Raw genomic sequence first — 12989 nt, 5'->3', positions numbered from 1 at the left:
TCCCTCCCCCACCCCCTTTTGTCAAGGCGCGGAACCTTGCTATGCGGGCGTGATGCATATCCATCCGTTGATCGAGGACAGCGCGACCCTCGCCGCCCTCTGTACCCGCCTCGCCACGTCCGACTTCGTAGCCGTCGACACCGAGTTCATGCGCGAGAACAGCTATTGGCCCGAACTGTGCCTGATCCAGATCGCCAATACCGAGGAAGCGGCGGCGATCGATCCAATGGCGCCGGGCATCGATCTGACCCCGCTGCTGAACCTGCTGACCGATAACGAGGACGTTCTGAAGGTCTTCCATGCGGGGGGGCAGGATATCGAGATCGTCTATAATCTGACCGGCAAGACGCCCTTCCCCATGTTCGACACGCAGGTGGCGGCGATGGCGCTCGGTCAGGGCGAGCAGGTCGGATACTCCAATCTGGTCGATGCCTATCTGGGGATCACGGTCGACAAGGGCGCGCGTTTCACCGACTGGTCGCGGCGGCCGCTCGACGATCGGCAGATCGACTATGCGATCGCCGACGTGACGCATCTGTCGGTGATCTTTCCCAAGATGCTGGCGAAGCTGCGCAAGACCGGGCGCGGGTTGTGGCTGGATGAAGAGATGGAGCGGATCGGCGATCCATCCAATTACTTCAACGATCCCGAAACGGTGTGGCAGCGCATCCGCGTCAACAGCCGCAAGCCCGAGGTGCTGGGCCGGCTGAAAACGCTGGGCAAGTGGCGCGAGTTGGAGGCGCAGGGCAAGGATTTGCCGCGCGGGCGGATCGTCAAGGACGAGACGATCGCCGATCTGGCCGGTAACCCGCCGCGCAAGCAGGCCGATCTTGCGAAGGTGCGCGGGCTGTCGGCGGCATGGGCGCATAACGATATCGGCGCGCGCATGATGACCGCGCTGGCCGAAGCGCGGCCGCTACCTTCCGACGAGATGCCGGGGCGCGACGAGCGTAAGCCGGCATTGGGCAAGGAAGGAGCATTGGTCGCCGACCTGCTGAAACTGCTGCTGAAAATCCGCGCGAACGAGATCAAGGTCGCCGCGCGGCTGCTGGCGCGGTCGGACGATCTGGAGGCGCTGGCCGCCGGACAGCGCGACGGGCTGTCGATCCTGAACGGGTGGCGGTTCGAGCAGTTCGGGCGCGACGCGCTGGCGCTGGTCGAGGGTCAGCTTGGGTTCACCGTGCTGGGTGGACGGTTGAAGATGACCCGAGCGGAGGTGGTGGAATGAAGCAGTTTGCGCTGATGGCAGTAGCGGTGGCCGGTTGTGCCGAACCGCAGACGCCGCCGCCGGTACGGACGTCGCCGCCGACGATGGGGTCGCGGCCGGTCGGGCCGGCCGGTGCGCCGCAGATCGACAGCTGCGGTCTTGGCTCGATCGCCGATCTGGTCGGCAAAGTGGTGACCGAAACCGTGCAAGAGGATGCGCGCAAACGGTCTGGTGCGCGGGCGGTGCGGGTGATCCGGCCGGGGACGATGGTGACGATGGACTTCCGGCCCGACCGGCTGAACATCGACGTCGACGACAAGGGGGTCGTGACCAATTTGCGCTGCGGTTAATGCTTGCGGAAGTTGACAAAGGTTACGGTACGTCGATCTTTCAAACCCTCTAAACGTCAGTGATTGCAATGGGTTGGGCCGCAGGATGGGCGCGGAAGTTGACACGTCGTCACTTTGACGTTCGCGAGGCGTGTTCCGTGATCCCGACGGTAAAAACAGCGGCCGGAGGATCGCAAATCGGGGGCGTGTAGGAAAGCGGCGTCAGGGTGTGACCAGCGCCGCTTCCATGCCGAGTGCGGCGGCAAGCGCCTTGTGCCGTTTCTGGACAGCCTCCCCATAGAGTGCGGTATCGCGGGCGGGGACTACGAGTTCGACTTGACCGCGACCACGGCGCAGGTGGGTGCGCTGAAGCGGAGCCGCGACACCGCCGCTGAGACGCTGGCCGAGCCGCATGGCAAGACCCCAGCGGTGCGCGGCGGAAAGCGCCGCTGCCGGGGCGAGGCGGGGTAGCGGATCGGGCGCAGCGTCACCACCGCCGCCGAGGCAGCTGTAGAGTGCCTGTGCGACGATCGCACGGCCGGCGGCATCGATCGCTACCCAGTTGCCGTGCAACGCGATCTCTACGCCGCGTTCGGCGCGGAATTCGGGATTGGCGTGCCAGCCGACATCCGCAAGCAGACAGGCAGCGTGACGCAGCCGGACCATCGCGGCATCGTCGTCCGGGAATAGCGGCGCGATCCATTTGTGCAGCAGGTCGCCATGTTCGGCGAAGCGGCCCTGCCGGGCCCCTTCGTCATGGGCGGCCATCAGCAACGGGTCCTGTGCGCGGACATCGGCGGGCAAGGCGGCGTAGAGCAGCCCTTCGCGCAGGCCATAGGCCGAGACCATCGTCGTGGCCGAACCGAGATGCTTGGTCATCGACGCCAGCACCGCCGTCGCATTGTCGAGCGTCGGCACGCGCCCGCCCGACAGGTTCGGCACGGCCTTCAGATCGGTGCGAGGAAGATCGGAAAGAACCTTTCGCAACGCATTGATTCGGTTGAGTGATATCTCATAGCCATGGGCGATCGGTAGCGGATAGCCGGTCAGATGCATGTCGAGCCGGGCCAGCGCGCGCCATGATCCGCCGACGAGGTAGAAGGGCAGTCCCCGCCCCTGCCCCGCCCAGCCCGCGTCGCGCACCATCCGCTGTACCGTGCGGTCGAGTTCGCCCGCGCGTCGTTCGCGGATCGCGCCGATGCGCAACACGCCAAGCGGGAAGGACACACGCTCGCCGAGCTTGCCGCCCTTCACCCGGACCAGTTCGAGACTGCCGCCGCCAAGGTCGCCGACGATGCCGTCGGCATCGGGGATCGCCGACAGCACGCCATGGCCGGCAGCCTGCGCCTCTTCCTCGCCCGACAGCGTTTCCACGCTCAGGCCGCAGCTTTCGGCGAGCGCGATCAGATCGCGGCCGTTGCTGGCGTCGCGCACGGCGGCGGTGGCGACGGTGCGGACGACATCGACCTGCATCTCGCGCGTCAGCCATGCGAACCGGGCAAGCGCGGCACCGGCGACGCGAAATGCCTCCGCGTCGATCGTCCCGGTCGCTGCCAGCGAGCGGCCGAGGCCGGCCAGAACCTTTTCGTTGAACAGTGTCGCCGGGATGCGATCCGGGCCGCCATAGACGACCAGACGGATCGAGTTCGATCCGATGTCGATGATCGCGCTATGGGCGATGGTGGCGGGACGGCTCCACGGCAATCGGATCACATCGTTCCTTCCCGTGCCGCCCGCCATGCGCGCAGCGACAATTTCTGCGGTACCGTTGCCGACCCGCTCTCGATCGCCGCACCGCGCCCGGACAGCGACGGGTTGGTCATGAAATAGCGGTGCAGGTTGAACGGCTTGTCACCCTTCCCCATCCGGCGATAGCTGCCATCGGGGCCGAGGTCCCAACTTTGTTCGGTGTCGAGCAGATTGGCGACCATGACCTGATCGAGCACCTGATCGTGAACGGTCGGGTTGGTGATGGGCAGCAGATATTCAACGCGGCGGTCGAAGTTGCGCGGCATCCAGTCGGCCGAGGATACATAGACCAGCGCGTCGTCATTGGGCAGCGCCTGTCCGTTGCCGAAGCAATAGATACGGCTGTGTTCGAGGAAACGGCCGACGACCGATTTGACGCGGATGTTGTCGGACATGCCCGGCACGCCCGGCCGCAGGCAGCAGATGCCGCGCACGATCAGGTCGACCTGCACGCCCGCCGCCGATGCTTCGTACAGCTTGTCGATCAGTGCCGGATCGACCAGCGAGTTCATCTTCAGCCAGATCGAGCCTTCGCCGCCGGCGCGGGCGGTCTGAATCTCGCCCTCGATCAGCGCCTCCAACCGGTCGCGCAGGTCGCGGGGGCTGATGGCAAGCTGTTGCAGCGCCTGCGGTTCGACATAGCCGGTGATGTAGTTGAACACCTGCGCCGCATCGCGCCCGATCACCGGATCGGCGGTGAAGAAGCTGAGGTCGGTGTAGATACGCGCGGTGATCGGGTGATAATTGCCGGTGCCGAAGTGACAATAGGTGCGATAGCCCTGTTCCTCGCGCCGGACGACCATCGAGATTTTGGCGTGGGTCTTCCACTCGATAAAGCCGTAGACGACCTGAACGCCGGCGCGTTCAAGGACCGAGGCGAGGTTGAGGTTTTGCTCCTCGTCGAAGCGGGCTTTCAGTTCGACGACGGCGGTCACCGACTTGCCGGCTTCGGCGGCGGCGACCAGAGCGGCGACGACGGCGGACTGCTTGCCGGCGCGGTAGAGCGTCTGCTTGATCGCGACGACGTCGGGATCGGCGGCGGCTTGCTTGAGGAAGGCAAGCACGACGTCGAAGGTTTCGTACGGGTGGTGGACGACGATATCCTTTGCCCGGATCGCCGCGAAACAGTCGCCGCCATATTCGCGGATGCGTTCGGGGAAACGCGGGGAAAAGGGCGGGAATTTGAGGTCCGGCCGGTCTTCGGCGACCAGCATCGACAGGTCGCCGATGCCGAGGAAGCCGCCGGTTTCGGTGATGAGGGCGTCGCTGCCGCCCATTTCGTCGCGCAGCAGCTGGACCAGTTCGTCGGAGATGCCCGATTCGATTTCGAGGCGGATGATCCGGCCACGACGACGGCGTTTGATCGCGGTGCGGAAATAGAGGACCAGATCCTCTGCCTCTTCCTCCAGTTCGATATCGCTGTCGCGGATGACGCGGAAGGCGGCGGAGGCGCGCACCGTATAGCCGGGGAAGAACAGGCCCGAGAAATGGCGCAGCACGGTTTCGATCGCGACATAGCGCGCCGACTTGCCCGGCAAACGCACGAAGCGCGGCATTGCCGAGGGGAGCAGCACGACCTCGCGCACCTCGACCTCATCCGAGCGGCGGATCAGGTCGAACAGCATCGCCGAGCCGAGATTCGGGATGAACGGGAACGGGTGCGCCGGGTCGAGTGCCTGCGGGGTGAGCACCGGGAACAACTGATCGCGGAAATAGCGGGCGAGCCATTCCTCGGTCTCGCCATGCAACGCGTCGGCGCCGAGCACGCTGATATCGGCCTCCGCCAGCTGCGCGGCGATATCGCGCCAGATCCGCTGCTGGCTGTCGACCAGCCCGGCGGCGTCGACGGTGATCGCGGCCAGTTGCTGCGACGGGGTCAGGCCGTCGACCGATTCATGGCCGACCTCCTGCATCTGCTGCCCCTTGAGACCCGCGACGCGGACCATGAAGAATTCGTCGATATTGGTCGCCGAGATCGACAGAAAGCGCAGGCGTTCGAGCAGCGGGTGATCGGGGTTGCACGCTTCGTCGAGCACGCGGCGGTTGAACGCCAGCCACGACAGTTCGCGGTTGAAGTAGCGCGCCTCGGGTGCGGCGGCGACGGTGGTGCGGGCGGAGGGGACCGGGTCGTTCACAGCAGGCGGTCCAGCAGTAACGGATTGCCGGCCAGCGCGGCGCGCGCGGCGGGAACGGTGAGACGGCGCGTCGAGCGCAACATGGCATCTTCCTCCAGAGCCTCGACGATGCGAAGCACCGCAAGGTGGCTCCGTTCGACGCGGCGGGCAAGCCAGCGCACCAGATCGGGCGCGGCGACGAGCTCCTTCCTGTCGAAGAGATATTGCAGCAGTGTTTCGATCAGCACATCGTCGGGCGCTTCGAGGCGCAGAACCGGCGTGGCGTTGATCCGCGAGCGCAGGTCGGGAAGGCCGATCCGCCAGATCGGCGGGGCAGCGTCCGCGACGATGAGCAGCGGACGGGCATCGGCCTGCGCCCGGTTCCATGCATGGAACAGTTCGGTCTCGCTCCAGCGATCGGCATCGTCGGCGATCGTCCCTCCGCTCTTCGCGGCGAACAGGCGGGCAAGCAGGGTGCGGCCCGATTTGCGCGGGCCGACCAGCAACGCCGCCTGGACGGGCCAGGTCGCGAAATGATCGAGATGATGGACGGCAGCTTCGTTCGACGGCCCGACAAGGAACAGGTCCTGCCGGGCGCCGGCGGGAAGTTCGAGAGGCAGGGTAAGCTGAACCGTAGCGCGAGGCGGGCTGGTCATTCCTGCGGGGCACTCGGCGGAGCGGTCGGGGTCGACGCCGCGCGCCTACGGATGCGGAGCGCGCCCTCGCCCTGCTGCACCTGCCAGCCGCGCGATTCGAGTGCGGCGGTGAGGATGGCGATATCTCCGTCGAACGTCACGCGCAGCACCGATACGCCGCCGAGCGCGAGGCTGGAAGTCGCCGCCGAGCGGACGCCGGGCACCGAGCGCAATGCGGCTTCGGTCGATTCGACCGCGGCCACAGTCGGGGTGTCGGCCTGGATCGACAGGGTGACGCTGTCGCCGGTCGGAACCGGGGTCGGGGTAGCGCCCGCGTCGATGCTGGTCGGGTCGACGATCTCTTCCTCGTCGGGGGGGATCACGCTGCCCGGTGGCGGGGCGGCGAGGACGAGGTCGGGGCGGAGCGCGCCGCTGCGCAGCCCCTGTTGATACAGCGCGTCGAGGCGGCGGACGCCTTCGTCTAGCAACGCCGGGACCGCATCCCCCTGATTGACGCGGAGCGAGAAGCTGCCGAGCAGGCGGTTGTCGGGACCGTAGCCGGCAGTGAAGGTGCCGATCACCGGGCCGCCGGGCCATTGGCGATACAGGCGGACCTGCGGGATGAGCACGTCGGACGCGCCATATTGGTTGAGCACGGTGCGCCACCAGCCACGCCCACGCCGCGTCACCTGTCCGGCGTTGAGCAGCAGGCCGTCGGCGCCGGTGCCGCTGGGCCGGACATAATCCATGACGCTGCCACCGGTGCGGAAGCGCGCCCATGCCGCCTGCCACGGGGTCGCGCGTTCGAATACCGTGCCGGTGCCGCCGTCCCAGATCAGCGGCACGACCAGCATGGCGGGCGAACGTTCGGATACGCCGGCGATGCCGAGGATCGAAGCGGCGCGGCCGCGATTGAACAGCACGCCCAGCCGGGCGATGTAGCGGTTCGGGCCGATCTGTTCGCTTTCCACCACGATGCTGGTCACCAGCGAATCGAGCGTGCCGTCCGGGAGCGAGCGGGCCTGTCCGGTCAGCCGCTGCGACAGCATCTGCCATCCCTTGCGCTGGGCGAGGCGCCATCCGGTGGTGCGCGCCGCCTCGGCCGTCGGGCCGGCGACGTCGACGCGCACGCCGTTCACCTCGAAGCTGCCCGATCCGTCGATCGGCGCGACTCCGCCCTGCTGTGCCACGACCGCCCCGGTCGCGACCACGCCCAATGCGAGGGCGGCAAGGATGCGGCGGGACTGAACCAAAATCATGCGCGCCTTTTGACGAAGCAGGCGTGGAAATCCAAGCGCGATGTGGCTAGTCGGGCCCAATGAGCAACGAAGCGGACCGCGGCGGCGGCTATACCTACGCACAGGCAGGCGTCTCGATCGCGGCGGGCAATGCCCTGGTCCGTGCCATCGGACCGCTGGCCAAGTCGACGCGGCGGCCGGGGGCGGATGCCGAACTGGGCGGGTTCGGCGGCGTGTTCGATCCGAAGGCGGCGGGGTTCAAGGACCCGTTGCTGGTCGCCGCCAATGACGGCGTCGGTACGAAGCTGAAGCTGGCGATCGAACACAATGCGCATGATGGGGTCGGTATCGATCTGGTCGCGATGTGCGCCAACGACCTAATCGTACAGGGTGCCGAGCCGCTGTTCTTCCTCGATTATTATGCGTCGGGTAAGCTGGTCGCGGACACTGCCGAGCGGGTCGTGGCCTCGATCGCCGAAGGATGCCGACAGGCCGGCTGCGCGCTGATCGGCGGCGAGACCGCCGAGATGCCCGGTATGTATGCCGATGGCGACTACGACCTTGCCGGCTTCTGCGTCGGCGCGGTCGAGCGCGAGCAACTGCTGACCGGGGACAAGGTCGCGGTCGGTGACGTCATCCTCGGGCTGGCGTCGTCGGGGGTGCATTCGAACGGGTTTTCCCTGGTACGGCGACTGGCGGCGGAGAAGGGGTGGAAGCTCGACCGCCCTGCCCTGTTCGATCAGGACGTGCTGTTGATCGATGCGCTGATGGCACCGACCAGAATCTACGTGAAGTCGCTGCTGCCGCTGCTGCGCGACGGGCGCATTCATGGGCTGGCGCATATCACTGGCGGCGGGTTGCTGGAGAATATCCCGCGCGTCCTTCCGCAAGGGGCGCATGCGACGGTCGACGCCGATGCGTGGGAACAGTCGCGGCTGATGGCGTTCCTGCAAGCGCAGGGCAATATTGAGCCGGAAGAGATGGCGCGGACCTTCAACTGCGGCATCGGCATGGCTGTGCTGGTCGCCCCTGAGGATGCCGCTTCGGTCGCCACGGCGCTGGAGCAAGCGGGCGAGACGGTCGTGCGGATCGGCACGGTCGATGCGGGCGACAAGGGCTGCACCGTCAAGGGCAGCGCGGGGACGTGGAGTGCCCGTGCCGACTGGAGCGCGACGCATCTTGGCTAAACACCGTGTCGGCGTCCTGATTTCGGGACGGGGATCGAACATGGCGGCGCTGATCGAAGCGGCCAAGGCGGCGGACTGCCCCTATGGAATCGTGCTGGTGGCATCGGACAAGCCCGATGCCGCCGGCCTGACCCATGCCGCCGAACAGGGCATCGCCACCTTCGCACAGTCGCCGCGCGGCATCGCAAAGGCGGAATATGAAGCGGCGATCAACGGGGCGCTGCGGGACGCGGGGGTCGAGACGATCGCGCTGGCCGGCTATATGCGCCTGCTATCGGACTGGTTCGTCGGGGAGTGGCGCGACCGGATCGTCAACATCCATCCGTCGTTGCTGCCGGCCTATAAGGGCTTGGATACGCATGCTCGGGCGATCGCAGCCGGCGATACCGAGGCGGGCTGTTCGGTGCATGTCGTCACCGAAGAACTCGACGCCGGGAGCGTATTGGCGCAGGCGCGCGTTCCGATCCTGCCCGACGATACGCCCGATACGCTGGCGGCGCGGGTGCTGGTGGAGGAACATCGCCTCTACCCGCGAACCCTGGCGGAGTTTGTGACGCGATGACCGAGACGCTCGACCGTATCCGTGAAGCAGTGAAGGTGTTGCCGGCGGTCGAGGAGCGACAGGAGCATGGCACGACCGTCTTTCTGGTCGAGGGGGAGGCTTTCGTGCGGGTCGACGGCGCAGCAGCGGTGCGCGGCGACGACGGCTGGGTCGCGTTGCCGTACGGCGACGGGACGGTGATCGACGATGCGGTCGCCCATGCGTGGGAACTGGCCGCACCGCGCGGACTGCTCGAAGCGGGCGGGCGTTAACCCCGTTTCGGTGCAGTAACGCTTCCCCGGCCCCTATCCAGCGACGTCGCGATCGGATACGATCCGGCCTGACTTCCCATGGGGGGGAAGTAGAGGGGAAGATCATGACGTTCGTGAAGATGCTTTGCGTCGCCGCTTTCGCTGGCGCGTCGATGACCGCTGCGGTCGCGCAGGACCAGTCGGCGCCGGTGACCGCTGTCGCGCGTGGGGGCGCCACCGCCAATGCGCAGCTGCCGGCGAACACCGAAGTGTTGTTGTCGATGAACGAGGACCTGACGACCAAGGGCGGTCGCATCGAGGTCGGCTACAAGTTCGGGCTGACCGTCGCTGCCGACGTGATGCTTGGTGACTATGTCGTAATTCCGAAGGGCACGCCCGCCGTGGGCGAAGTCACCTGGCTGACCGGCAAGGGTGCGTTCGGCAAGTCGGGCAAGATGGAAATCCAGGTCCGCTCGATCGACCTGAACGGTCGCCGCATCCCGGTGACCGGCAAATATCGCCAGGAAGGTGAAGGCAACACCGTCGCGACTGTGGCATCGGTCGCGCTACTGTGGCCGGCGGCGCCCTTCGTCACGGGCAAGAGCGCGCGCATTCCGGCCGGTCGCGAGCTGAAGGCGTTCACCGAGTCGGCGACGCCGGTTGCGGTGCCGGCGACGACCGCGGTGTCGGCAGGCACGCCGGTTGTGGCGGTCGCGGCAACTGCCGGGGTGAAGTAAGGGGGGGCTCTCCCCTCGGTCTCAATCCCATTGGAGGTTCGAGCCTATCGAGAACCGTCGTCGAGAAGGGGTGGCCCAATCAGCCCGTTCTCGACGGGCGCTTCTCGACTTCGCTCGAAGCTGCTCGAAGCGAACGGGATGGGAGAATGGGGTAGCTTTTTCCGCTTCCGTTCGTGCTGCGTAGGGGCTGAGCGCAGTCGAAGACCCGTATCGAAGCACCTGCCGCCAACGGTCCTTCGATACGCCGCTTCGACAGGCTCAGCGGCTACTCAGGACGAACGGTGAGGCAAGTTCGCACCCGACCAACGCAGAAACAAAAAGGCCCGCCTCCTCATCGGAAGCCGGCCCTTTTTCATTCCATCGACCGATCGATCAGCCGACAATCTCTTCCGGCTTGAAGAAAAAGTCGATCTCGATCTTCGCATTCTCTTCCGAATCCGAACCATGGACCGAGTTTGCTTCGATCGATTCGGCCAGTTCCTTACGGATCGTGCCCGGTTCGGCGTTCGCCGGGTTGGTCGCGCCCATGATGTCACGGTTCGCCTGGACGGCGTTTTCGCCTTCGAGCACCTGCACGACGACCGGGCCCGAGATCATGAACGACACGAGGTCGTTAAAGAACGGACGCTCGCGATGCACGCCGTAGAAGCCTTCGGCCTGTTCGCGGGTCATCTGGATGCGCTTCGAAGCGACGACGCGCAGGCCGGCTTCCTCCAGCATCTTGGTGACGGCGCCGGTCAGGTTGCGGCGGGTCGCGTCGGGCTTGATGATCGAAAAGGTACGGGTGGCGGCCATGGTGGTCGCAGCTCCTGCGTTGCTGGTTGGAAGTTGACGGTCCCCCTAATCGGGCGCCGCGTTACAGGCAAGCGTTACGCCGCCTGTTCCCAACCATTGTCGCCCTGTCGCCAATAGCGGCGCTCGACACCGTCGCGGTCGGCCAGCCCCTTCCACGCGGCGCGGGCAGCGGCGATATGGTCTTCGCCGAAGAAGTGGAAGGCGCGGTCGAAGGTCAGCGCCGCGTCGCGCCAGCGGCCGTCGACGATCGCGATGTTGCGCGCGGTGCTTGCGGGGGTGACGTCGGGAGCGATCAGTACCGCTTGCCGGCTGTCGTCCCCCGCCCCGGCCTGCGCGTGCGGCAGGAAGCTGTCGGGGGCGTAGGTCCAGAGCAGCATGTCGAGGTCGCGTCGCTGGTCGGCATCTTCGGACACCAGCAACAGCCGCTCGCCGTCACCGTGGAGACGTGCGGCGATGCGCGGGAGCACGCGGTCGAGCGGGCTGCGGGTCAGGTGGTAGAAGTCGACTTTCATAGGTTCGCTTCCGTCATTCCGGCGAAGGCCGGAATCCATGGATACAGGCGATATCGATCGGGTCGTGCACGCCCGTACCCATGGGTCCCGGCCTTCGCCGGGACGACGGTTTCGTCTTACCCCTCGAAATTGTCCGCGACGAACCGGTCGAGGAGGCGCACGCCGAAGCCGGTCGCGCCCTTGTCGTGGTGGTTGCCGGGCTTGTCAGCCCACACCATGCCGGCGATATCGAGATGCGCCCAGCGGACGCCTTCGTCGATATAGCGCTTCAGGAACTGGGCGGCGGTGATCGATCCGGCACCGCGCGGGCCGATATTCTTCATGTCGGCGATCGGGCTGTCGAGCAGCTTGTCATAGGCCGGCGACAGCGGGAAGCGCCACAACAGGTCCCCCGATTCGCGCGATGCCGCCAGCAACTGGTCGGCGAGCGAATCGTCATTGACGAACATGCCGCCATGTTCGCTGCCCAGAGAGATGATCATCGCGCCGGTCAGCGTGGCGAGATCGACGATGGTGCCCGGCTTGTGCGTCTTCTGGACCCAGGTCAGCACGTCGCACAGCACCAGACGTCCTTCGGCATCGGTGTTGAGCACCTCGATCGTCTGGCCCGACATGCTGGTGACGACGTCGCCGGGCCGCTGCGCCTTGCCATCGGGCATGTTCTCGACCAGCCCGACGACGCCAACGACGTTCGCCTTCGCCTTGCGCGACGCCAGCGCCTTCATCGCGCCGGCGACCGCGCCGGCGCCGCCCATATCCCACTTCATGTCTTCCATGCCGGGTCCGGGCTTCAGCGAAATGCCGCCGGTGTCGAAGGTCACGCCCTTGCCGACCAAGGCGAGGTCAACATCGCCCTCGCCCTTGCCGTTCCAGCGCATCGCGAGCAGCCGCGCTTCCTTTTCCGAACCGAGGCTGACACCGAGCAACGCGCCCATGCCAAGTTCGGCCATCTGCCGTTCGTCGAGGATGGTGAGTTCGATGCCGAGATCGGCCAGTTCGCGGCATTTCTCGACGAAACTGACCGGGTAAAGGATGTTCGGCGGATCGGTGACCAGCGTGCGGGTCAGATCCAGCCCCTGGGTGATCGCATCAGCGGCGACGAAGGCGTCGTCGATGCCATCGGGTGCGTTGGCGATGGTGATCGTTGTCAGCGTCGGCTTCGACTTTTCGGGCATCTTCGTCCGGTAGCCGTCCTGCCGCCAGGCGCGCTGCGCTGCGGTCGCCGCAAAGCGTGCGACCGATGGGGCCGAGACATCGGTGCCGGCGAAATCGACGGTCAGCCCAGTCAGGCCCGAAAGCAGGAACCGTCCGGTCAGCGCGCCGCCCGCCTTTTCCAGCGCCATGCCGTCGCCGGCACCAATGCCAAGCAAAATGACGCGGTTGGCACTGTCGCCGTCACCGGGCACGAAGATTTCGGCCATCGAACCTGCTTCGCCCTCGAACCGACCGGCACGCGCGGCGCCGGTGACCAGCGTCGCGGTGGCATCGTCGAGCCCGGCCGCGGCGATCCGGTCGAGCCCCCCGCTGGCGACGGGCAGGACAAGGGCGGTGGCGGTTCCCCGCTCGGGGGCGAACTGGATCGAGATCGACATGCACTTCCTTCTACGCTGGCGCACATGGGCGCTGCCGTCTTCTAGGCCCGCTGTTGCGGGCAGGTAAAGCGGGTGGACAGCGATTGCGGTTCCCGCTGCACG

General features: G+C 66.5%; 13 protein-coding genes. 6 read left to right on the top strand and 7 right to left on the bottom strand.

Going from position 1 to position 12989, the window contains the following annotated elements:
- The first annotated feature begins 52 nt into the window (after window positions 1-52).
- Together rnd and AAIO73_RS01830 are read left to right on the top strand one after the other, a co-directional pair.
- Entirely contained in the window at window positions 53-1228 is a 1176-nt protein-coding gene (rnd, locus tag AAIO73_RS01835) for a ribonuclease D (protein ID WP_345875793.1), read from the top strand.
- A complete protein-coding gene (locus AAIO73_RS01830; RefSeq protein ID WP_345875791.1) occupies window positions 1225-1557 on the top strand; it encodes an I78 family peptidase inhibitor in 333 nt (110 codons plus the stop codon). Before rnd ends, AAIO73_RS01830 begins: the two co-directional genes overlap by 4 nt.
- Before the next feature lie 201 nt (window positions 1558-1758).
- Here the strand turns inward: AAIO73_RS01830 and AAIO73_RS01825 are convergent, their stop codons facing one another.
- From AAIO73_RS01825 to AAIO73_RS01810, 4 genes are read right to left on the bottom strand one after another with little or no spacing between them, the layout of a single operon-like run.
- Entirely contained in the window at window positions 1759-3249 is a 1491-nt protein-coding gene (locus tag AAIO73_RS01825; protein ID WP_345875789.1) for a Ppx/GppA phosphatase family protein, read from the bottom strand.
- The gene (locus tag AAIO73_RS01820) at window positions 3246-5420 is read right to left on the bottom strand and encodes an RNA degradosome polyphosphate kinase (protein ID WP_345875788.1); all 2175 of its coding nucleotides are present in this window, start codon (window positions 5418-5420) and stop codon (window positions 3246-3248) included. Before AAIO73_RS01820 ends, AAIO73_RS01825 begins: the two co-directional genes overlap by 4 nt.
- Complete coding sequence (locus tag AAIO73_RS01815) at window positions 5417-6055, bottom strand: P-loop NTPase family protein (RefSeq protein WP_345875786.1); 639 nt, start codon at window positions 6053-6055, stop codon at window positions 5417-5419. The genes AAIO73_RS01820 and AAIO73_RS01815 overlap by 4 nt, the downstream gene beginning before the upstream one ends.
- Window positions 6052-7293: a heavy-metal-associated domain-containing protein gene (locus tag AAIO73_RS01810; protein ID WP_345875785.1), complete on the bottom strand. Its 1242-nt coding sequence runs from the start codon at window positions 7291-7293 to the stop codon at window positions 6052-6054. The genes AAIO73_RS01815 and AAIO73_RS01810 overlap by 4 nt, the downstream gene beginning before the upstream one ends.
- A gap of 59 nt (window positions 7294-7352) precedes the next feature.
- On the opposite strand from AAIO73_RS01810, the gene purM reads away from it, so the two are divergent.
- The 4 genes from purM to AAIO73_RS01790 all read left to right on the top strand — a co-directional run bounded on the left by purM (window position 7353) and on the right by AAIO73_RS01790 (window position 9988).
- Window positions 7353-8459 (top strand): phosphoribosylformylglycinamidine cyclo-ligase, encoded by a 1107-nt coding sequence (gene purM, locus AAIO73_RS01805; RefSeq protein ID WP_345875783.1) that lies wholly within the window; start codon window positions 7353-7355, stop codon window positions 8457-8459.
- Between the two features lie 40 nt (window positions 8460-8499).
- On the top strand, window positions 8500-9021 hold the full coding sequence (gene purN, locus AAIO73_RS01800) for a phosphoribosylglycinamide formyltransferase (protein ID WP_345876318.1): 522 nt from the start codon (window positions 8500-8502) through the stop codon (window positions 9019-9021).
- Window positions 9018-9272: a hypothetical protein gene (locus tag AAIO73_RS01795; protein ID WP_345875781.1), complete on the top strand. Its 255-nt coding sequence runs from the start codon at window positions 9018-9020 to the stop codon at window positions 9270-9272. The genes purN and AAIO73_RS01795 overlap by 4 nt, the downstream gene beginning before the upstream one ends.
- Window positions 9273-9376: 104 nt before the next feature.
- Complete coding sequence (locus AAIO73_RS01790) at window positions 9377-9988, top strand: hypothetical protein (RefSeq protein ID WP_345875779.1); 612 nt, start codon at window positions 9377-9379, stop codon at window positions 9986-9988.
- Window positions 9989-10360: 372 nt separating this feature from the next.
- Here AAIO73_RS01790 and ndk read toward each other — a convergent pair whose 3' ends face one another.
- The 3 genes from ndk to AAIO73_RS01775 all read right to left on the bottom strand — a co-directional run bounded on the left by ndk (window position 10361) and on the right by AAIO73_RS01775 (window position 12881).
- Window positions 10361-10783: a nucleoside-diphosphate kinase gene (ndk, locus tag AAIO73_RS01785; protein WP_242115458.1), complete on the bottom strand. Its 423-nt coding sequence runs from the start codon at window positions 10781-10783 to the stop codon at window positions 10361-10363.
- A gap of 74 nt (window positions 10784-10857) precedes the next feature.
- A complete protein-coding gene (locus tag AAIO73_RS01780) occupies window positions 10858-11295 on the bottom strand; it encodes a DNA polymerase III subunit chi (RefSeq protein WP_345875777.1) in 438 nt (145 codons plus the stop codon).
- Window positions 11296-11411: 116 nt separating this feature from the next.
- Complete coding sequence (locus AAIO73_RS01775; protein ID WP_345876316.1) at window positions 11412-12881, bottom strand: leucyl aminopeptidase; 1470 nt, start codon at window positions 12879-12881, stop codon at window positions 11412-11414.
- Window positions 12882-12989: the final 108 nt, after the last annotated feature.

This window comes from Sphingomonas epibiotica, from assembly GCF_039615155.1.
GTDB lineage: Bacteria > Pseudomonadota > Alphaproteobacteria > Sphingomonadales > Sphingomonadaceae > Sphingomonas.
This window is presented reverse-complemented; position numbering and strand designations above follow the sequence as displayed.